We start from the raw sequence: 19,979 nt of genomic DNA, 5'->3' as shown, positions 1-19,979 counted from the left end.
GGTGAGTTAGATTCGAGCCATGAGCCAGCGTCACATCGTCGGCGTCGCCGCCACCGAGGACATGCCGGTCTTCGAGCTCGCCGTGCCGTGCGAGGTGTTCGGCATCGACCGCAGCGACCTCGCCGATCCCTGGTATGAGCTGCGCTTCGCCGCCGTCACGCCCGGCGTCCTGCCCTCCCGCTCCGGCCTGACGATCACCGCGCCGTTCCCGCTGCGGTCCCTGCTGGACGCCGACACGCTGATCGTGCCCGCGTTCGCCCGTGCCACCCAGGTCGCACCGCCGGCCGCACTGGTCGAAGTGGTCCGCGAGGCGTACGAGCGGGGCCGCCGCATCGTGGCGATCTGCACCGGCGCCTACGTGCTCGCCGCCGCCGGCCTGCTCGACGGCCGCCGCGCCACCACGCACTGGATGAACGCCTTCGACTTCGCCCAGCGCTTCCCGGCGGTGACCTTCGACCCGGACGTCCTCTACACCTGCGACGGCACCATCTTCACCTCGGCCGGCACCGGCGCGGCGATCGACCTGTGCCTGCACCTGGTCCGCCTCGACCACGGCGCGGCCGTCGCCAACGAGGTCGCCCGCCGCATGGTCGTCCCGCCGCACCGCGACGGCGGCCAGTCCCAGTTCGCCCACCCGCCGCAGCGCCCCCGCACCCCGGACTCGCTCGGCGTCGCCCTCGACTGGGCCAGGGCCCGCCTCGACCAGCCGCTCACCGTCGCCGACCTGGCCCGGCAGGCCCGCCTGAGCCCCCGCACGTTCGCCCGCCGCTTCCGCGAGTCGGTCGGCACCAGCCCGTTGCAGTGGCTGCTCGGTCAGCGGGTCCGGCTGGCGCAGGAGCTCCTGGAGACCACCGACGACTCGATCGAGCGGATCGCCCACCGCACCGGCCTGGGCACCCCCGCCAACCTGCGCGCCCACTTCGCCCGCCAGACCAGCGTCACCCCGACGACCTACCGCCAGGTCTTCCACCGCTGACCCGCCGGCGTGCGGTCCCGGCGGTCAGAGGGCGGGGTGCTGGTCGCGGACCGGACTCAACGACTCCAGCAGCGCGGCGAGGTGCAGGATCGTCGACTCCGCGTGCCAGCCGGCCACGAGCTGGACACCGATCGGCAGGCCGTCGCTGCTCGTGCCGAAGCGCATGGCCAGCGCGGGCAGCCCGGTCAGGTTGAACGGGACGGTCGTCGACATCACGTGGAAGGCGTCCACCGTCCGGCCGTCGAGGGTGAACTGCTCGAGCCCATGCGCGTGCGCGGGGATCGTCGTCACGGGCAGGAGCAGCGCGTCGTACCGCTGGAAGTACCCGGTGAAACCGTCCCGCAGCCGCTCGACGCCCTGCTCGGCCTGGACGTAGTCCCGCACGGTCGTGTCGGGGGTGGCCATCATGGTCTTCGAGTACGTGAACATCTGGTCCTCGTGGCCGGCGGTGACCTCCCGCATCACCGGTTTCATCTCCATGACGTGTTGCCGGGTGAACAGTTCGAGCGGATTGTCGCGTTCGAGGGCCGGGATGGTGACGGACTCGACCCGGATCCCCGCTCCCCGCAGGGTCTCTGCGGCTGCCTGCACGGTCGCCGCGACCTCCGCGTCGACCGGGCCGAGCCCCGAGTCGACCAGCCAGCCGAGGCGGATCGGACGGTCCGGCGACGCGCCCAGGCCGGCGTCGAAGCCGCGCGGGACGGTGGCCAGGCCGTCGGCGCCGTCGGGACCGTCCAGCAGCGAATACGCCAGTGAAAGGTCGCGGACGGTGCGGGCCATGGGACCGACGTGCCAGTCGCGGCGCGGCTCCCGCGGCCAGACGCCCGTCATCGGGATGCGTCCGCGCGTCGGTTTGAGGGCCGCGATGCCGGTGTCGGCCGCCGGCCCGCGCACCGAGATGGACAGGTCGCTGGCGAGGCCGAGCGGCGACATCCCGGCCGCGATCGCCGCGGACTCCCCGCCGCTCGAACCGCCGGCGCTGCGGTCGAGGTTCCACGGGTTGTTCGTCCGGCCCGTGAGCAGGTTGTCGGACTCGATCCAGTACGCGAACTCCGGCAGGTTGGTCTTCGCCAGGAGGATCGCGCCGGCGCGCCGCATCCGCGCCACGCTGGTGGCGTCCGTGTCCGGGACCCGCCCCGCGAAGATCGGGGATCCGCGCTGGGTGGGCACGCCGGCGGTGTCGAAGGAGTCCTTGACCGTGAAGGGCACGCCGTGCAGCGGCCCGATCTCCGCGCCCGCCGCGACGGCCTCGTCCGCCGCCCTCGCCGCGTCCAGCGCGCCGTCGGCGAGCGTGACGACGGCGTTGATCCTCGGGTCCGCGGCCTCGATGCGGTCCAGGTGCGCCTGAACCACCTCGACGGAGGAGGCCTTCCTCGTGCGGATCAGTTCGGCGAGCTCGGTGGCGTCACAACGATTGAGGTCGGTGCTCATGATGCGTCCCCTCTCCCGTGATCTGGAGGACCTTGGGTACCCCTGGCTGCGCGAGGTCTTCCGGATCACGGGGAAAGTTCACCCGGCGAGCAGCCGCTCCTCCTCGGCGGTGAGGGCGGCGACGGCGGGGTGGGGTGGCAGCCGGGCGCAGTAGGCGTCAAGGGGGGAGGGGGATCCGGGATACGTGGTCATGACGATCGCCGCGCACATGCTGATGAGGAACGGTGGAAGGAGGATTGCCAGCAGCACGAAGCCGACGATCTGCTCGAACGCGGTGGGGCCGTAGAACGAGTCCGGCACGCTGGGCGCGAGCAGGACGGTGTCGACGATGGTGACCACCGCCGCGGCCGCGATGCTGGCGCAGCCGAAGCCGCCGGTCGGGGCCTTGGTGTTCCACTCGGCCACCCGGGCGTCCTGCTGCTGCAGGAACGCCGTGTGCCGCTGCCACAGCTCGGGGTCGTCGCGCAGCTCGGACACGGCGACCGGCCGCTCGGCGCGGTGCAGGCACTCCAGCCACGCGGCCGGGACGGGATGGGTCGGCTCCGGCCCGGTTTCGCCGGACGGGGCCAGCAGCCCGTCGGCGTCGATCGTGATCAGCCCGTCGTGCAGGAGCGAGGCGAGGGCGGCCTGGTCCATCCCACCGGGCCCGCCCGAGCGCACGGCGAGCGCGTGATACGGGTCGATCTCGACCCCGGCGGGGAGCGGTGGGGGCGGCGGAGGTGCGATGGAGCGGCGGCGCTTCACCGAGTCGCTGATCCACGCCAGGATGTTGAGCACGACGAACAGCGCCGCGTACCCGGCCGTGATGACACCTGCCAGCTCCAGCTTCGACACGCCTCGATGATTGCAGCCGCTGTCTCGTGATCCGGAAGATCTTGGGTAGCCAGGGGTGCGCGAGGTCCTCCGGATCACGGGAGCACAGCAGCCAGACGGGCCGGCACCTCTCCCACAAGAGGTGCCGGCCCGTCTGTCGGTGCCGCTGAGCCCGTGGCATTCACCCAGCGGCGGGTTCCTCCTCCGGGTGGGCGGCGCGGCCGCCCTTGACGAGGGAGGCGAGGGCGCCGACGACCGACATGCCGATCGCCAGCCAGAACACGATGACAAGGCCGTCGTGGAAGGGGCCGGACACCAGGTGCGGGAAGAACTCGCGGCCGGTGAGGGTGGCGGCGTTCGCGGCCGGGAGCTGGCCCAGCAGGTGTGGGCCCAACAGCGAGGCGATCGGGTTGTAGCCGAGGAACGCGGCGAAGAGGGTGCCGACGGGTGGCAGGCCCGCGATCGTGTGCGCGGCCTGGGCGGGGACGCCCTGGGCGGTGAGGCCGCCGTCGAGCGTCGAGGGCAGGGAGGTGGACAGGCCGGCGACCATGAGGGAGAAGAAGACGCCGATGGACAGGACCATGCCGGCGTTCTGGAACGTGGCCCGCATGCCGGACGCGGCGCCGCGCAGGTGGGCCGGGACGCTGGACATGACCAGGGACGTGTTCGGGGCGGCGAAGAGGCCGCCGCCGAGTCCGTTGAGGAAGACCAGGGCGGCGAAGGCCCAGTAGCTGAAGTCGGTCGGCAGGATCAGCAGGCCGCCGAAGGACAGCGCCATGACGAGCAGGCCGCCGGCGGCGAAGAGCCGGGGGCCGTACTTGTCGGAGAGGTGCCCGGCGACGGGACCGGCGGCGAGGAAGCCGACGGTGAGCGGCAGCAGGTAGATGCCGGCCCAGAGCGGGGTCTCCTCGTAGCGGTAGCCGTGCAGCGGCAGCCAGATGCCCTGCAGCCAGATGATGAGCATGAACTGCAGGCCGCCGCGGGCGATGGAGGCGAGCAGACCGGCGATGTTGCCCGAGGCGAACGCGCGGATGCGGAACAGGCCGAGGGGGAACATCGGGTCCTTGACGCGGGTCTCGATCCAGGCGAACAGGCCGAGGACCGCCGCGCCGCCGAAGAGACCGGCGAGGACCCACGGGTTGGTCCAGCCCTGGGTGTGCCCGCCGTAGGGCTGGATGCCGTAGGTGATGCCGGCGAGCAGGGCGGTGAGGCCGGCCGCGAAGGTCAGGTTGCCCCACCAGTCGATGCGGCCGGGACGGCGCAGGCCGGTGTCGTGCAGTGAGCGGTACGCCCACACGGTCCCGATGATGCCGATGGGGACGTTGACCCAGAAGATGGCGCGCCAGTTCCACTCGGCGAGCAGGCCACCGAGAACCAGGCCGATGAACGAGCCGGCGATGCCGGCGACGATGTTGACGCCGAGGGCCATGCCGCGCTGGGCGGCCGGGAAGGCGTCGGTGAGGATCGCGGCCGAGTTGGCCATGAGCATGGCGCCGCCGACGGCCTGCAGCACCCGCCAGCCGATGAGCCACAGCGCGCCGCCGCCGCCGTCGAACGGGTCGAGGGACAGCGCGATCGAGGTGACCGTGAACAGGGCGAAGCCCGCGTTGTAGATGCGGACCCGGCCGTACATGTCGCCGAGGCGGCCCAGCGTGACCACGAGGACGGCGCTGACGAGCATGTAGCCCATGAGCATCCACAGCAGGTAGCTGACGTTGCCGGGGCTGAGCGGGTCGAGGTGGATGCCGTTGAAGATGGCGGGCAGGGAGATGAGCACGATCGAGGAGTTGATCGTGGCGATCAGCATGCCGAGGGTGGTGTTGGACAGGGCCACCCACTTGTAGTGCGGGTGGTCGGAGCCGCCGGACAGCGCGCCCCGGAAGCCGCCCCGCTCAAGGGTCTCGGTCATGCCGTCGCCTCCGCTGCGCTCCGGCGCCGGCCTGACCCGAGGGCTGAGCTCATGATGCCCGGCCCTCCGCTTCGCTGCGTCCCGGTCATGGTGCCAGCCTTTCCAGGGCCGGCAGCGCGGCCGCGATCAGTGCTTCGTCGTCCTCGGACAGGTTCGTCAGCAACGCGGCGAGGTGCCCGGCGCGCACCGCGCGGCGGCGGGCGAGCAGGTCGCGGCCCGCCTGGGTGACGCGGACCAGCACGACCCGGCCGTCGGTGGCGTCGGTGGTGCGCTCGGCCAGGCCGTCACGCTCGAGGCGCTGGGCCAGCTGGGTCATCGCGGGCTGGGTGACGCCCTCCGCGGTGGCGAGCTCGGTGAGCCGGCGCGGCCCCTCACGCTCCAGCCGGCGCAGCGTCGAGGCGGCGGTGAGGCTGATGTCGTTGGGCGGGTTTCCGTGCCGGAGCAGGCTGAACAGTCGCTCGACAGCGGCCGTGAGCCGCGCAGGGTCCAGCGCGGTCGTCGAGGCGGGCATACCTTAATTTGTATCATGCACTTATAAAAGCGTGTTATGTATCAGGTCACAGAAATGGCGCCGGCCGGAGCCGGCGCCATCTCGACAAGGGGCTCAGATGCAGTTCTGGTTCTCCACGATGGTCAGACCGTCGACCAGGTTGCCGTAGCCCTCGTCGGTCGAGGCGCTCTCCACCGCGGTCAGGGTCACCCGGGTCGAGGTCTGGTTCGGGCCCGTCTTGTACCAGCCGTAGAGCCGCTTCCACGACACGTCGCTGGCCGAGCTCAGGTAGGCGAACGTCGAGCCGACCCCGTTGACGCTGCCGTCGTTCTTCGGGGTCTTGCCGAAGTGGATCTGGGTGGCGTCGGTGTCCTTGGCGTCGGAGGTGTCCCGGGCCCGGATCCAGAACGACCAGTAGATCTTCGTGTTCGGCTTCGTCTTGATGTCCTGGTAGATGGAGTTGCCGGAGCCGGTGGCGTTGAGCTCGGCGAACTGCTTGCCGAAGCGGGCCGGCACGCCGTCCATGCCGGAGCGCCAGATCTCGATCTGGCCCTCCGGGTCGTCGGTGCCCCACGCCGGCACGTCGTCCTCGTCGAACAGCTTCCAGTCCGCGTTGCCGACCTTCGGCAGCTCGAAGCCGCCGTTGCCGGTCAGCTCCTTGCAGACCTGGTTCGGCCCGGGTTTGGCCTTGCTCATCCCGGCCATACCCGCGCTGCCCGTGCCGCCGGGGCTGCCCGCGCCGTTCGTCCCGGCGGCGGACGCCGGCGGCGCGCTGACGAGCGTGGCCAGCAGCGCCGCGGCGCCGATCGCCGGCAGCATCTTGGTGCGCTTCAACATGGTGATCCCCCTGTCCGCCACGGCTACGCTGCCGTGGCAACCTCCGCGCAGAGCCAAACACGCTGACCTGGGCAAAGTCGGACAGTTCGAAGAAAATCCGCAATTCGGGCAGACTTGTCGAGCCGATTATGTGGTCGCCGGTTTGCTGCGCCGGCGCAGGTAGAGCCGCACGAGCGGCTCCGCGCCCCGGGCCGCGAGGGGTCCCGCCACCGCGAGGATCAGCACGTAGGCGGCGGCGAGCGGACCCAGCTTCGCGTTGGTGCCGGCGGCGACCGCCAGCCCCGCGATGACGATGTTGAACTCGCCGCGCGGCAGCAGCGCGGCGCCGGCCCGGACCCGGCCGGTGATCGCCACCCCGGCCCGCCGGGCGGCGAGCCACCCCGTCGCCATCTTCGACGCGATCCCGGCGAGGGCGAGCAGCGCCGCGACCCCCAGCACCGGTGGCAGCGCCCGCGGGTCGGTCTGCAGGCCGAAGAAGACGAAGAACACCGCCGCGAACAGGTCCCGCAGCGGGGTCAGCAGCTCCCGCGCGGTGTGGGCGAGGGGGCCGGACAGCGCGATGCCGACGAGGAACGCCCCGACCGCCGCGGAGACCTGCAGCAGCTCGGCGACGCCCGCGACGAGCACGGTCAGGCCGAGCACCTTGAGCAGCAGGACCTCGTCGCTGTCCGAGGCGACGAACCGCTCCACGATGCGCCCGTAGCGCAGCGCGACGAGCAGGATGGCGCTGATCGTGGCCGCGGCGACGGCGAGGGTCGCGGCGCCGCCGAGCAGGCCGACGCCGGCCAGCAGGGCGGTGAGGATCGGCAGGTACAGCGCCATCATCAGGTCCTCGAAGACCAGCAGCGACAGCACGACCGGGGTCTCCCGGTTGCCGAGCCAGCCGAGGTCGCCGAGGACCTTCGCGGTGATGCCGGACGACGTGACGTAGGTGATGCCGCCCATCGCGACCGCGGCGACCGGCCCCCAGCCGAGGATGAGCGCCGCGGCGACCCCGGGCGCGGCGTTGAGCACCAGGTCGATCAGGCCCGCGGGAGCCGAGGACCGCAGCGTGCCGACCAGCTCCGGCGCCGTGTACTCCAGCCCCAGCGTGAACAACAGCAGGATCACGCCGATCTCCGCGCCCGCGGAGATGAACTCGGTGCTGGTGGTCAGCGGCAGCACGCCGCCGGCGCCGAACGCGAGCCCGGCGAGGAGGTACAGCGGGATGGGGGAGATGGAGAACCGCAGGGACAGGGCGCCGAGCAGGCCGAGCGCCAGGATGACCGCACCGAGCTCGATGAGGATCGTGTCGTGATGCACGCCGGCCCCTATCCGTCGGTGAGGAGCGTCGCGACGCCCTCGGTGCCGGCGGCGGTGCCCACGACGACGATGAGGTCACCGGCGTGCAGGCCGAAGTCGGGTCGCGGGCTGGCGTGCACGGTGCCGCCGCGCAGCACGGCGACGATCGACGCGCCGGTGCGGGTGCGGGCAGCGGTGTCGCCGAGGGTGCGGCCGTCGTACGGCGAGCCGGGAGCGATCACCAGCTGCTCGGTGACCAGCCCGGTGACCTGCCGCTGCAGCTCGGCGAGGTGCTCGACGATCCGCGCGGTGCCGAGATACTCGGCGACCGCGTTGGACTCCTCCGCGGACAGTGCCACGGAGACCACGCTGGTATCGGGGTCTTCCTTGTCGTAGATGACGAGATCGCGCCGGCCGCTGCGGTGGGAGACGATGCCGATGCGGCGGCCGCGGGCGGTGGTCACCACGTGGCTCGTGCCGATGCCGGGGAGGTCGGTGCGCTCGACGTTCATACCCCATCGTACCGGAGGTGGATCTCTGCCACCCGTCAGCGGCGCAGCGCCTCGCCGAGCTCCTCCGTGGTGCGGATCAGATTGGCGGCGATCTCGGTGGCGTGGTCGTCGGTCAGCCGGGCCAGGGGCACCCCGACACTGATCGCGTCGGTGGTGCCGGGGACGGCGACCGCCACGCACCCGACGCCGGGCAGGAACTGGCCGCGCTCGTATGCCCAGCCGCGCGCCCGGGTCTCGGCGAGCTCCTGGAACAGCGCCGCCCGGTCCACGACCGAGTCGATGGTGTGCGCCTCGACGCCGAGGTCCAGCAGCTGCACGACCCGCTCCCGCGGCAGCCAGGCGAGGATCGCCTTGCCGCTGGCGCTGACGTAGGCGGGCATCCGCCGGCCGACCGCGGAGCCGGCCGAGTCGTGCGGGGCCTCGCGGCTGGCGATGCAGACGATGCCCGGCGGGTCCAGCCGGACCAGCCGGACGGCCTCGCTGAGCCGGTCGCGCAGCTGCGCCATGAGCGGCCCGGCGATCCTGACGGTGCGGTCCGTGACCAGGTACGCACTGCCCGGCCGCAGCGCACCGACCCCGATCGTGTAGCTGTCGTCCGGCGCGGCGTGGACCCAGCCCCGGTCCACGAGACTGCGCAGGCGGCCGCGCAGCACCCCTTCGGGCAGGCCGAGCTGGCGCAGCAGGGAATCGAAGGTCATCCGCTCCGTAGCGGCCGACAACCGCTCCAGCACATCGAGCGTAGGACTGTCCTCAGCGATGGGCATTGGGTTGTCGTTTCCCATCTCCGCGCGACTTAAACATGGCGGACTCAAATTTTCTTCACGAGCGGGAACGGGAGCGTCTCGCGGATCGAGCGATTGGTCAACAGCATGACGAGCCGGTCCACGCCGAGGCCGAGGCCCCCGCTCGGTGGCATGGCGAACTCGAACGCGTCGAGGAAGTCCTCGTCCAGGGACATCGCCTCGGGATCCCCGGCGGCGGCCCGCAGCGACTGCGCCGTCAGCCGGGCCCGCAGCTCGACCGGGTCGACCAGCTCCGTGTAGGCGGTGCCGAGCTCCATCCCGAACGCGACCAGGTCCCACCGCTCCGCCAGGCGGGGGTCGGCGCGGTGCGCGCGGGTCAGCGGCGACACGTCGACGGGGAAGTCGGTGTAGAACGTGGGGCGCACGGTGGCGCCCTCGACCAGGTGCTCGTACAGCTCCAGGACCAGCTGGCCGTGGGTCCAGCCGTCCTGCCACGCGACGCCGAGCCGGTCCGACAGCGCCCGCAGCGCCTCGACCGGGTCGTCCGGCGTGACGGGCGCGCCGGCGGCCCGGGACACCGCCTCGTAGACCGGCACCACCGGCCACTCGTCGCGCAGGTCGACGACCTCGTCGCCCCGGGTCAGCACCGGACCCGGGCCCGCGAGCGCGGCGGCGAGGATCAGCGAACGGGCCAGGTCGCGCATGGAGGTGTAGTCGCCGTAGGCCTCGTACGCCTCCAGCATCGTGAACTCGGGGTTGTGGGTGGCGTCCACGCCCTCGTTGCGGAAGTTCCGGCCGATCTCGAAGACCCGTTCGACCCCGCCGACGGCGAGCCGCTTCAGGTACAGCTCCGGCGCGATGCGCAGGAACAGCCGCATGTCGTAGGCGTTGGAGTGGGTGACGAACGGCCGTGCGTTGGCGCCGCCGTGCACCGGCTGCAGCACCGGCGTCTCGACCTCGGCGTAGCCGCGGCCGTGCAGGGCGGAGCGCAGCGCGAAGCCGACCGCCGAGCGCAGCCGCACCATGTCCCGGGGCGCCTGGTTGACGATCAGGTCGACGTGCCGCTGCCGGACCAGGGCCTCCGGGTCAGCCAGGCCCCGGTGCTTGTCCGGCAGCGGGCGCAGGCACTTCGCGGTGAGCTGCCAGGCGTCGGCGAAGACCGACAGTTCGCCGCGACGGCTCGTGCCCACGACGCCGCCGACACCCACGTGATCGCCGAGGTCGACCGTGGCGGCGAACGACGGGTCCGCCGTGACGAGGACCTGCAGATCGCCGGACCAGTCGCGCAGGGTGGCGAAGCACAGCCCGCCGTGGTCGCGCAGGCGCACCACCCGGCCGGCGACGCTGACCCGCTCGGCGGTGCGGGTGTCCGGCGGCAGGCCGGGGTGCGCGGTGCGGACCTCGGCGAGGCTGTGCGTGCGGGGGAAGCCGGGCGGGTACGGGTCCGTGCCGAGCGCGCGCAACGCGTCCAGCTTCGCGAGCCGGACCCGGACCTGCTCCGGCCGTTGCTTCGCCGCCGGCGCCGCCTCGACCGTCGGGATCAGCTCCCGCGGCGCGTCGGCCGCCGCCGGGGTGCCCCGGCGCAGCAGCGTCCGCAGGTTGGGCACGACCAGGAACCCCTCGGCCGCCGCCGACGCGAGACCGACCTTGGCCAGGTCCCGCACGTCCTCGAAGCACAGGAACCGGGGCAGCCACTGCGGGTTGTACTTCACGTTGGAGCGGTACAGCGACTCGAGCTGGAACCAGCGCGACGCGAACAGCAGCAGCGCCCGCCACAGCCGCAGCACCGGCCCGGCGCCGATGCGGGCGCCGTCGGCGAAGACGGCCCGGAACACCGCGAAGTTCAGCGACACGCGCTCCACGCCGAGGCGTGGCGACTCGCGCATCAGGGTGGCCACCATGTGCTCGACGAGGCCGTTGTCGCTGGCCCGGTCGCGGCGCATGAGATCGAGGGACAGCCCGTCGGCGCCCCACGGGGTGAACGACAGCAGCGCGACCTCCCGGCCGTCGTGGTCGTGCGCCTCGACCAGGACGCACCGGCCGTCGTTCGGGTCGCCGAGCCGGCCGAGCGCCATCGAGAAGCCGCGCTCGGTCTCGGTGTCGCGCCAGCGCGCGGCGAGCTCGATGATCCGCGCCATCTCCTCCGCGCCGATGTCGGCGTGCCGGCGGATGCGCACCGTGTAGCCGGCCCGCTCGACCCGGTGCACCGCCTGCCGCACCTGCCGCAGCCGGGGCGACTCGAGGTCGAAGTCGCGCACGTGCAGGATCGCCTCGTCGCCGAGCTCGATGACCCGCAGCCCGGCGCGGGCGAACGCGGTCGCGCCCTCCTCGCTCGCGCCCATGACCGCGGGCGTCCACGCGTAGTCGCGGGCCTCCCGCAGCCACGCCTCGATCGCCGGCGGCCACGCGTCCGGCTCGCCGAGCGGGTCCCCGCTGGCCAGTGAGACGCCGAAGACCACCCGGTAGGTGACGGCGCCGCGCCCGGTGGGGGAGAACACGACCTCCTTGTCCCGGCGGGTGGCGAAGTAGCCGAGCGAGTCGCGGCGGCCGTGCTCGGCGAGCAGCTGCCGGACCCGCCGCTCCTCGTCGGCGTCCAGCGCCGCGGTCGCCCGCTGCGAGCGCAGCAGCGCGAACACCGCGGCGAACAGCGCGATCGCGCCGAACGCGCCGAGGATCAGGTTGACCCAGCCGGGTGCCCGGCCCTGCCGGCCGACGTCGAAGCCGAACGCCCCGCCGAGCACGGTTTTCGCGCTGTACACGAGGCGGTTGTCGCTCAGGGTGCCCGGGAACATCTCGACCAGGCCCCACCCCAGCACGGTGAAGACCGCGAGCAGCGCGCTGAGGGTCGCCACGGCCTTGGGCAGGCTGGCCCGCTGCACCCGGGCGGAGAACCCGTCCCGGGCCAGCCACAGCAGGACCAGCAGGACCACGGTGAACCCGGCGTTGGCCAGCCCCGCCGCCGCGCCGTGCCACGGCAGCCGCAGCTCGCGCGCCTCCTCGCCGCGCTCGGCGCCGCCGAGCAGCACGAACACGTCAAACAGGCACTGCAGGCCGAGGAAGCCGACCAGCACCCAGTAGATGACGTGCTTGCGGTTGTGCACGGCGGCGGCGAGGGTGGCCAGGATCGCGGCGTAGCCGAGGTTCGCCGGGGCCGGCAGGAGCAGGGCGTCGACACTGACCCGGACCGGGTGGACCCGCGAGCCGAGTGCCGCCGAGACGGCGGCGACGGCACAGAGCGCCGCCACCGCGAGCAGCCCGCCCGCCAGCCAGTCCGGGAGCCTCTCACGCAGCCTCTTCACCGGCACATCATGGCGGTCCCGTTCCACGGCCCCCGCGCCGACCCGGCGCGGCGGCGTGTTTCGGAACCTCCGCGGCGGGTGATGATGCGGGCATGGAGGACATCACCGCGCTCATCCTGGACGATCACGCCGCGTTCCGCCGGGGGTTCGCCCGCCTCGACGACGCCGACGGCGAGGAGCAGCTCACCGCCGTGTGGGAGGCCCTGGCCCTGCACCTGGAGATCCACGCCGAGGCCGAGGAGCGGATCCTGTACCCGCACCTGCTCAAGCGTTCCGACGACACCGGGTCGGCCGAGGAGGAGACGGACGACGCGATCCGCGACCACAACAAGATCCGCGACGCGATCGAGGCCGCGTCCCGGCAGAAGGTCGGCTCCGACGGCTGGTGGAAGGCGGTGTGGGAGGCGCGCACCGAGAACAGCGAGCACCTCGCCGAGGAGGAGGACGAGGTGCTGCCCGACTTCCGCAAGCACGCCGGCATGCGGCTGCGGATCGACCTCGGCGCGCAGTGGCTCACGTTCTACGGCGAGCACCCCAGCGGCAAGGGCCTCACGTTCCACGACAAGGACCCGAAGCGGTACATCCAGGAGAACAGCTGAGGGCCCCTCAGGCATACCGGGTCGGTTCCGGGGGATCTACCGGCGCATGACAACTGTGCTGATCACCGGTGGTCTCACCGGCATCGGACGGGCCACCGCGTCGGCGTTCGCCGGCCAGGGCGCGGACGTGGTGGTCGCCGGCCGCCACGACGCCGAGCTCCCGGCCGGCGCCGTCTTCATGCACGCCGACGTCCGCCAGGAGGACGACATCCGGCAGCTCGTCGACGACACCGTGACGCGGTTCGGCTCGCTGGACGTCGCGGTCAACAACGCCGGCACGGAGGGCGGCCCCGGCGCCGTCGTGGAGCAGTCCGCCGACTCCTACGCCCAGATCTTCGACACCAACGTGCTGGGCACCCTGCTGAGCATGAAGCACGAGCTGCGGGTCATGTTCGAGCAGGGGCACGGCAGCATCGTCAACGTGTCCTCGGTCCTCGGCCACCAGGGCGCGGCCGGCACGTCGATCTACGTGGCCAGCAAGCACGCCGTCGACGGCCTGACCCGGTCGGCGGCGCTGGAGGCGGCCGGCCACGGCGTGCGGGTGAACGCGATCGCGCCCGGCCCGATCGAGACGCCGATGCTGCAGCGGTACGAGTCGAGCCGCCCGGAGACCGACCTGCGGGCGAGCGTGCCGCTGGGGCGGGCCGGCACGCCCGAGGAGATCGCGAAGGCGGTGCTCTTCCTCGGCTCCGACGCGTCCAGCTTCATGACCGGCGAGGTCATGTTCGTCGACGGCGGCGCCTCAGCCGGGTAGCCGCAGGTCGTGGCGGAGCAGGGCCTCCTCCACCGCCGCGCACACCGCCTCCACCACCAGCGCCCGGGCCGTGGGCTTGTCGTCGCCGGGGATGACGTGCCACGGCCCGGCCGGGTGGTCGGTGCGGGCCAGCATGTCCTCCACCGCCCGCTTGTACGCCGGCCGCTTCTCGCGGTTGCGCCAGTCCTCGTCTGTGAGCTTCCACGAGCGCAGCGGGTCGTCCTGCCGGCTGCGGAACCGGCGCAGCTGCTCCTTGCTGGAGATGTGCATCCAGAACTTCACGATCACCATGCCCTCGGCGGCCAGGGTCCGCTCGAACTCGGTGATCTCGTCGTAGGCCCGCGACCACTGCTCCTCGGTGGCGAAGCCCTCGACGCGTTCGACCAGCACCCGGCCGTACCAGGACCGGTCCAGCACCGCCATGCCGCCCCAGCCGGGCAGCACCGGCCAGAACCGCCACAGGAAGTGGTGCCGCTTCTCGTCGAATGTCGGCGCGGCGAACTGCGACACGCGCACGTGCCGCGGGTCGAGGTGGTCGACGAGGCGCTTGATCGAGCCACCCTTGCCGGAGGCGTCCCAGCCCTCGAACACCACGCACAGCGGCGGGCCGAGTTTCGCCGCCTCGCCGCCGATCTGACCGCCCAGGGTCAGCCGGAGCCGCAGCAGCCGCTCCTGGGCCGCTTCGAGCCGTCGCAGGGCCTCGTCCTTCGGCAGTGGGTCGTCCAGGTTGACCTTCGACAGCCGCTTCATGGCCATCAGCCTGCCACGCCGTGATGGCGCCCGCGTGATGAGCACAACTCACTTACTGATGAGTTCATGGGGTACATCGTCCGGCGGAGGTGCGACAGTACTTGGTATGAGCACGAAGCGGGCGCTGCGGATCGCCGCATTGCTCGTCGTGCTGGGCGTGGCCGTGTTCACGCTCAAGGACAAGCTGCCGGACCCGGTCCAGATCGGCGCCACCATCGCCTCGGCCGGCGCGTGGTGGCTGGTCCTCGCCGCCGCGGCCGAGATGACGTCCCTGCGGCACTTCGCGCTGCAGCAGCGCCGCCTCCTGGCGGGCTTCGGGGTGCGCATGTCGGTGCCCCGGGCGGTCGCGGTGACGTTCACCCGCTCCGCGATCTCCTTCAGCCTCCCAGCCGGCTCGGCGATGTCGGCCGGGTTCGCCTTCCGCCAGTTCCGCACCGCCGGCGCGAGCCGCCGCACCGCCGGCGCCGTGGCCGTGCTGTCCTCGGTGCTGTCCGGTGTCGCGCTGATCCTCATGTACGGCGCCGTGGTGCTGATCCCCCGCGGCGGCGCGACCGGCAACACCGACACCCTGGTGCTGGTGCTCGGGTTGCTGGTGACCGCCAGCGTGGTGTTCGGGCTCGACTTCCTGCTGTCCCGGCGCCCCGCACCCGCCGTGCAGGACCACGCGGAGGACGACGAGGCGCCCGGCCCGCGGCTCGGGCTGCTCGCCCGCGGCCGGGCGTCGGTCGCGCGGATCGTGGCCGACCTGCGCCGCCTGCCGCCCCGCTCGTGGGTGCTGTCGCTGACGCACGCCACGGTCAACTGGGGCCTGGACTTCGCCTGCCTGGCCGCGACCGCGGCGGCGTTCGGCATCGACGTGAGCCTGATCGGGCTGGCCACGGTGTACCTGACGGTGCAGCTGGTCCGGCAGGTGCCGATCAGCCCGGGCGGCATCGGCGTGGTGGAGGTCGCCCTGCTCGCCGGCCTGGTCTCGGCCGGCGCGGGGCACGACGCGGCGGCCGCCGCGATGCTCGTCTACCGGCTGCTGTCCTGCTGGATCATCATCCCGCTCGGTCTGCTGACCTACGCGACCCTGCGCCGCCGCGCGACCCCCGTGCCGGAGCCCGTCTCCCGCCAGGCGACCCCGGTGGCGTGAACTTCACACGGATCTTTCAAACTTCACAGATCGCTGTTAGATTCGATCCGTGCACGATCGACTCGACCTCACCCTGCGCCTGGTCCGCGGCAGCGGCCGGCTGACCCTGGCCGACCTCGCCGGGCGCCTCGGCGTCTCGGAGATGACCGTCCGCCGCGATCTGGACCAGTTGCAGGAGCAGGGCCTCGTGCGGCGGGTCCGCGGCGGCGCGGTCGCCCTGGACGTGCCGAGCGACGAGGCCGGGTTCGCCGTCCGCGAGCAGTGGCAGGCCGCCACGAAGGCCCGCCTCGCCCGCGCGGCGGCGGAGCTGATCACGCCGGGCGGCACGGTCCTGCTCGACGCGGGCACCACCACCGCCGCGGTCGCCGCCGCCCTGGCTGCCCGCTTCGGCGCCGGTGCCGGTGGTGCCGGGCCGTTGACCGTCGCGGTGCTGAGCCTGCAGGCGGCGGTGCGGCTCGCCGATCAGCCCGGCATCCGGCTGCTCATCCTCGGCGGCGAGTCCCGCGCCGGTGAGCGCAGCCTCGTCGGCCCCCTGACGCTGAGCGCCCTGGATCAGCTCCGCTTCGACACGTTCGTCATGTCGATCGGGGCGGTGCACCACGAGCTCGGCTGGTCCGAGTTCGACCTCGACGACGCCGCCGTCAAGCGGGCCGCGCTGCGCCGGGCCGGGCGGACCGTCGTCGTCGCCGACGCCACGAAGCTCGGCGTCCAGGCGTTCGCCCGGGTCGGCCCCCTCGACGCCGCCGACACGTTCGTCACCTCCGGCGCGCCCTCCGGCGCGGCCGCCACCGAAACCCTGGCGGCACTGCGGGCGGCGGGCGTCGACGTCATCACCACCGAAACCCCTGAGGAGCTCCCGTCATGATGATCCTGGTAGCCGGGCCGTACCGCTCGGGCACCGGCGACGACCCGGCCAAGCTGCGCGCCAACGTCGACGCGATGAACGACGCCGCCGTCCACCTCTTCCGCGCCGGGCACCTCCCGGTCACCGGTGAGGCCCTCGCCCTGCCCCTGATCGAACGGGCCGGCTCGGCCACCGTCGGCGATCCCGTGTTCGACGAGATCTTCCACCCGATCTCCGCCCGCCTGCTCACCCACTGCGACGCGGTGCTGCGCATCGGCGGCCCCTCGGCCGGCGCCGACGAGATGGTCGCCCAGGCCCGCTCGGAGGGCAAGCGCGTCTACACCGCGCTGACCGAGGTCCCGGCAGCCTCCTGAGCTGAGGTTGACGGCTCGCCGCCGATGGTGCGTTCGGCCCGGGCGGGGCGGGCGACGCCGGCGAAGGAGATGAGCTTGAACCAGGCGGGGACGCCGCGGCGGAGGTCCTCCGGGCCCTGGATGTCGACGGCGCCGCTGCGCAGGGCGTCGGTCCATTCCAGGTCGCCGAGCCAGACCTCGACCATGCTGCGCAGGTCGGCGGTCACCCGCACGGCGACGTCGAAGCCCGGGTCGGCGTCGCACACGTCGGCCTCGGTCGGGGTGAGGACCAGCCACCAGTTGCGCTGGGACGGCGCCACGGCCGGGAACTGGAACTGGATCACGGTCCGGCCGGCCGGGACCGCGTCGTGGTCGACCCGGTGGTGCATGTCCCACAGCAGGATCTTCGGGTCGAGGTCCTGCTCGCCGAGGTGGCCGATCCAGCGGATGCCCCACTCGCCGAGCGCGCTCACGATCGGGGCGAGCTCCCGGCCGGCGGGGGAGAGCCGGTAGCGGACCTCCGGGCCGGCCTTGTGCCGCTCGGCGACGCCGGCCGCGACGAGGTGCTGCAGCCGCTTCGACAGCAGCGTGGGGGACATCCGCGGCAGGCCACGGCGCAGGTCGTTGAAGTGCCGGTCGCCGCCGACGAGCTCGCGGACCACGAGCATGGTCCAGCGCTCGTCGAGCAGCTCCATGGTCTTGGCGACCGGGCAGAACTGGTAGTAGGACGCACCCATGCCCGCACGGTAGATGTCGTCTCGCCGACTAGTACAGATCCTGTACTAGTTCCGCCCTGAAGATCGTTCGTACCGTCGAAGGCATGCAGACAGCTGAAATGAGCGCCGACCAGGCGTTGAAGAGCAAGCACCGGGCCATGTGGGCGCTGGGGGACTACGCGGCCGTCGCCGCCGACGTGATCCCGTCGCTCGGGCCCGTCCTCGTCGAGGCGGTCGGCGCCGGCCCCGGGACCCGGGTCCTGGACGTCGCCGCCGGCTCCGGCAACGCGGCGATCCCGGCCGCCCTCGCCGGCGCGGACGTGGTGGCCACCGACCTGACCCCGGAGCTGCTGGAGGTCGGCCGGAACCTCAACGACGGCCTGCGGTGGCAGGTCGCCGACGCGGAGGCGCTGCCGTTCGGGGCCGGCGAGTTCGACACCGTGATGTCGTGCGTCGGGGTGATGTTCGCCCCGCACCACCAGGTGTGCGCGGACGAGCTGGTCCGGGTGTGCCGGCCCGGCGGCACGATCGGCCTGGTGAACTGGACCCCGCAGGGGTTCATCGGGCAGATGTTCGCGACGATGAAGCCCTACGCCCCGCCGCCCCCGCCCGGCGCGCAGCCGCCGCCGCTGTGGGGCAGCGAGGAGCACGTCCGGGCCCTGTTCGGCGACGCGGTCACCGACGTCGTGGCGCAGCGGCGGATGCTCCGGGTCGACGTGTTCCCGACCGCGGCGGCGTTCCTGGACTTCTTCAAGCGCAACTACGGTCCGACCATCGCGGTGTACCGCGCGAACGCGGCCGACCCCGCAGCCGTCAGCGCGCTCGACGCGGCCCTGCTGGAGCTGGCCCGCTCGCACGACCTGGGTGACGGCGCGATGGACTGGGAGTACCTGCTCTTCGTTGCCCGTACACCGGCCGAAAATGCCTAGACGAAGCGCTGGCGCTGCCGGCCCAACCCGTCGATGGACAGCTCCACCACGTCGCCGGCGCGCAGGTAGGGCTGGCCGGGGAGGCCCATCGCCACCCCGGCGGGTGTGCCGGTGTTCACGACGTCGCCCGGGTGCAGCACCATGAACTGGCTCAGGTACCAGATCAGGTGCGGCACGTCGAAGATCATGTCGCCGGCGACCTCGTCCTGACGGGCCTCGCCGTTGACCCAGGAGCGCAGGCGCAGGGCCGGCACCGCGACGTCGGATGCCGGCACCAGCCACGGGCCGAGCGGGTTGAACGTCTCGCACGACTTGCCCTTGTCCCACTGGCCGCCGCGCTCCAGCTGGAACTCCCGCTCCGAGACGTCGTTGCTGATCGCGTAACCGGCGATGCAGGCCGCGGCGTCCTCGGGGCGGTCCAGGTAGCGCGCCTGGCGGCCGATGACGACCGCCAGCTCCACCTCGTAGTCGGTCTTGACGCTGTTGCGCGGGATCCGCACGTCGTCGTCCGGGCCGACCACCGTGTCCGACGCCTTCATGAACACGACCGGCTCGGCGGGCGGCTCGGCGCCGGACTCGGCGGCGTGCGCGCGGTAGTTGAGGCCGATGCAGACCACCTTGCCGGGCCGGGCGACGGGTGCGCCGACCCGGGCCGGGGGGTCGGCGAGCACCGGCAGCGTGCCCGCCTCGTGGGCCTCGCGGACCCGGCGGATCCCGCCGCCGGCCAGGAAGACGCCGTCGATGTCGGCGGTCAGGGCGGACAGGTCACGCGCCACTCCGTCCGCGTCGAGCACCACGGGTCGTTCAGCACCGAAAGGTCCCAGCCGGGCAAGCTTCATGAGCGGCCACGGTACGGATTCAGTGGCCAAGTGGTCAAGCCAATCCTGCCAACCCGGCGATCCGCTCCAGGTGGGCGGCCATGGCCGCGCGGGCACCGTCGGCGTCGTGGCGCTCCACGGCGGCGACGATCGCCTCGTGGTCCGCGGCGGTCCGGCGGCGCACGCCCGGCTTGGTCGCGGTGATCGACCGGCTGGAGCGGCCCAGCGTGGACAGCGACTCGAGCATCGCGGCGAGCAGCGCGTTGCCGGCGGCCTCGGCGATGAGCCGGTGCAGCAGCAGGTCCGCCTCCACCTGGTCGGCGCCGGCGATCGCGGCCCGCATCGCGGCCGCCTGGGCGCCGGTGGCCCGCCGGGCGGCGAAGGCGGCCAGGGCCGGCTCCAGCAGCAGCCGGGCCTCGAACAGCTCCCCGATCGTGCGCTCGTTGAGCGCCATCACGAACTGCATCGGCTCCAGCAGCGTCGCGGTGTCCAGCGCCGCGACGAACGTGCCGGAGCCGTGCCGGCTCTCCAGGATGTTGCGGCTGACCAGGGACCGGATCGTCTCGCGCAGCGTCGGGCGGCTGATGCCGAGCAGCTCGCACAGCTCCCGCTCGGCCGGCAGCCGCTGCCCCGGTGCGAGCCGGCCGTCGACGATCATCTCCTGGATGCTGCGGGCCGCGTCCCCCGCCGCCGAGGTGCGGCGCACCCTGACGAAACCGGGATCCGTCATGCGTCCTCACTTCGTTCCGGGCGCATGACCCAACACTGCCCCTTCGATGACCGGCCCGAG

The 19,979-nt window shown here is 72.7% G+C and carries 20 protein-coding genes; 7 read left to right on the top strand and 13 right to left on the bottom strand.

Annotated elements, in window-relative coordinates; all coding sequences use genetic code 11:
• The first annotated feature begins 19 nt into the window (after positions 1 to 19).
• The gene (locus Dsi01nite_RS13960) at positions 20 to 976 is read left to right on the top strand and encodes a GlxA family transcriptional regulator (RefSeq protein ID WP_239135887.1); all 957 of its coding nucleotides are present in this window, start codon (positions 20 to 22) and stop codon (positions 974 to 976) included.
• A gap of 24 nt (positions 977 to 1,000) precedes the next feature.
• Here Dsi01nite_RS13960 and Dsi01nite_RS13955 read toward each other — a convergent pair whose 3' ends face one another.
• From Dsi01nite_RS13955 to lysX, 9 genes are all read right to left on the bottom strand, one after another.
• Complete coding sequence (locus Dsi01nite_RS13955; RefSeq protein WP_203846556.1) at positions 1,001 to 2,407, bottom strand: amidase; 1,407 nt, start codon at positions 2,405 to 2,407, stop codon at positions 1,001 to 1,003.
• 78 nt (positions 2,408 to 2,485) lie between these two features.
• Positions 2,486 to 3,241: a DUF2207 domain-containing protein gene (locus Dsi01nite_RS13950; protein ID WP_203846555.1), complete on the bottom strand. Its 756-nt coding sequence runs from the start codon at positions 3,239 to 3,241 to the stop codon at positions 2,486 to 2,488.
• Between the two features lie 160 nt (positions 3,242 to 3,401).
• Complete coding sequence (locus Dsi01nite_RS13945; RefSeq protein ID WP_203846554.1) at positions 3,402 to 5,129, bottom strand: MFS transporter; 1,728 nt, start codon at positions 5,127 to 5,129, stop codon at positions 3,402 to 3,404.
• A gap of 85 nt (positions 5,130 to 5,214) precedes the next feature.
• Positions 5,215 to 5,640, bottom strand: coding sequence for a MarR family winged helix-turn-helix transcriptional regulator (locus Dsi01nite_RS13940; protein WP_239135886.1), 426 nt, complete (start codon positions 5,638 to 5,640; stop codon positions 5,215 to 5,217).
• A gap of 93 nt (positions 5,641 to 5,733) precedes the next feature.
• A complete protein-coding gene (locus tag Dsi01nite_RS13935; protein ID WP_203846553.1) occupies positions 5,734 to 6,456 on the bottom strand; it encodes a hypothetical protein in 723 nt (240 codons plus the stop codon).
• A gap of 126 nt (positions 6,457 to 6,582) precedes the next feature.
• The gene (locus Dsi01nite_RS13930; RefSeq protein ID WP_203846552.1) at positions 6,583 to 7,758 is read right to left on the bottom strand and encodes a cation:proton antiporter; all 1,176 of its coding nucleotides are present in this window, start codon (positions 7,756 to 7,758) and stop codon (positions 6,583 to 6,585) included.
• An 8-nt stretch (positions 7,759 to 7,766) separates the two neighbouring features.
• A complete protein-coding gene (locus tag Dsi01nite_RS13925) occupies positions 7,767 to 8,249 on the bottom strand; it encodes a cation:proton antiporter regulatory subunit (RefSeq protein ID WP_203846551.1) in 483 nt (160 codons plus the stop codon).
• Between the two features lie 35 nt (positions 8,250 to 8,284).
• A complete protein-coding gene (locus tag Dsi01nite_RS13920; protein ID WP_275423364.1) occupies positions 8,285 to 9,013 on the bottom strand; it encodes an IclR family transcriptional regulator in 729 nt (242 codons plus the stop codon).
• 44 nt (positions 9,014 to 9,057) lie between these two features.
• Positions 9,058 to 12,291 carry a bifunctional lysylphosphatidylglycerol synthetase/lysine--tRNA ligase LysX gene (lysX, locus tag Dsi01nite_RS13915; protein WP_239135885.1) on the bottom strand — a complete coding sequence of 1,078 codons (3,234 nt, stop codon included), beginning with the start codon at positions 12,289 to 12,291 and terminating at the stop codon, positions 9,058 to 9,060.
• 92 nt (positions 12,292 to 12,383) lie between these two features.
• Between lysX and Dsi01nite_RS13910 the strand changes: the two genes are divergently transcribed.
• Together Dsi01nite_RS13910 and Dsi01nite_RS13905 are read left to right on the top strand one after the other, a co-directional pair.
• Positions 12,384 to 12,890 (top strand): hemerythrin domain-containing protein, encoded by a 507-nt coding sequence (locus Dsi01nite_RS13910; protein ID WP_203846550.1) that lies wholly within the window; start codon positions 12,384 to 12,386, stop codon positions 12,888 to 12,890.
• 46 nt (positions 12,891 to 12,936) lie between these two features.
• Positions 12,937 to 13,644 carry an SDR family NAD(P)-dependent oxidoreductase gene (locus tag Dsi01nite_RS13905; protein ID WP_203846549.1) on the top strand — a complete coding sequence of 236 codons (708 nt, stop codon included), beginning with the start codon at positions 12,937 to 12,939 and terminating at the stop codon, positions 13,642 to 13,644.
• On the opposite strand, the gene Dsi01nite_RS13900 is transcribed toward Dsi01nite_RS13905, so the two are convergent.
• Positions 13,633 to 14,394 carry a polyphosphate kinase 2 family protein gene (locus Dsi01nite_RS13900; protein ID WP_203846548.1) on the bottom strand — a complete coding sequence of 254 codons (762 nt, stop codon included), beginning with the start codon at positions 14,392 to 14,394 and terminating at the stop codon, positions 13,633 to 13,635. The two genes, Dsi01nite_RS13905 and Dsi01nite_RS13900, sit on opposite strands and share 12 nt — an antisense overlap.
• Before the next feature lie 106 nt (positions 14,395 to 14,500).
• On the opposite strand from Dsi01nite_RS13900, the gene Dsi01nite_RS13895 reads away from it, so the two are divergent.
• Genes Dsi01nite_RS13895 through Dsi01nite_RS13885 form a run of 3 tightly spaced genes read left to right on the top strand, consistent with a single transcriptional unit; the run spans position 14,501 to position 16,747 of the window.
• Positions 14,501 to 15,529: a lysylphosphatidylglycerol synthase transmembrane domain-containing protein gene (locus tag Dsi01nite_RS13895; RefSeq protein ID WP_203846547.1), complete on the top strand. Its 1,029-nt coding sequence runs from the start codon at positions 14,501 to 14,503 to the stop codon at positions 15,527 to 15,529.
• Positions 15,530 to 15,578: 49 nt separating this feature from the next.
• Positions 15,579 to 16,394, top strand: a complete 816-nt coding sequence (locus Dsi01nite_RS13890; protein WP_203846546.1) for a DeoR/GlpR family DNA-binding transcription regulator — start codon at positions 15,579 to 15,581, stop codon at positions 16,392 to 16,394.
• Positions 16,391 to 16,747 (top strand): DUF4406 domain-containing protein, encoded by a 357-nt coding sequence (locus Dsi01nite_RS13885; protein WP_203846545.1) that lies wholly within the window; start codon positions 16,391 to 16,393, stop codon positions 16,745 to 16,747. Before Dsi01nite_RS13890 ends, Dsi01nite_RS13885 begins: the two co-directional genes overlap by 4 nt.
• Here the strand turns inward: Dsi01nite_RS13885 and Dsi01nite_RS13880 are convergent.
• On the bottom strand, positions 16,711 to 17,463 hold the full coding sequence (locus Dsi01nite_RS13880) for a winged helix-turn-helix transcriptional regulator (RefSeq protein WP_203846544.1): 753 nt from the start codon (positions 17,461 to 17,463) through the stop codon (positions 16,711 to 16,713). The two genes, Dsi01nite_RS13885 and Dsi01nite_RS13880, sit on opposite strands and share 37 nt — an antisense overlap.
• Before the next feature lie 83 nt (positions 17,464 to 17,546).
• Here Dsi01nite_RS13880 and Dsi01nite_RS13875 point away from each other — a divergent pair, with 83 nt between their 5' ends.
• The gene (locus Dsi01nite_RS13875) at positions 17,547 to 18,371 is read left to right on the top strand and encodes a class I SAM-dependent methyltransferase (protein ID WP_239135884.1); all 825 of its coding nucleotides are present in this window, start codon (positions 17,547 to 17,549) and stop codon (positions 18,369 to 18,371) included.
• Here Dsi01nite_RS13875 and Dsi01nite_RS13870 read toward each other — a convergent pair.
• Both Dsi01nite_RS13870 and Dsi01nite_RS13865 read right to left on the bottom strand, forming a co-directional pair.
• Positions 18,368 to 19,210, bottom strand: coding sequence for a fumarylacetoacetate hydrolase family protein (locus Dsi01nite_RS13870; protein WP_203846543.1), 843 nt, complete (start codon positions 19,208 to 19,210; stop codon positions 18,368 to 18,370). The genes Dsi01nite_RS13875 and Dsi01nite_RS13870 overlap by 4 nt on opposite strands.
• Before the next feature lie 34 nt (positions 19,211 to 19,244).
• On the bottom strand, positions 19,245 to 19,919 hold the full coding sequence (locus Dsi01nite_RS13865; RefSeq protein WP_203846542.1) for a FadR/GntR family transcriptional regulator: 675 nt from the start codon (positions 19,917 to 19,919) through the stop codon (positions 19,245 to 19,247).
• Positions 19,920 to 19,979: the final 60 nt, after the last annotated feature.

Source organism: Dactylosporangium siamense (assembly GCF_016862795.1).
GTDB lineage: Bacteria > Actinomycetota > Actinomycetes > Mycobacteriales > Micromonosporaceae > Dactylosporangium > Dactylosporangium siamense.
This window is presented reverse-complemented; position numbering and strand designations above follow the sequence as displayed.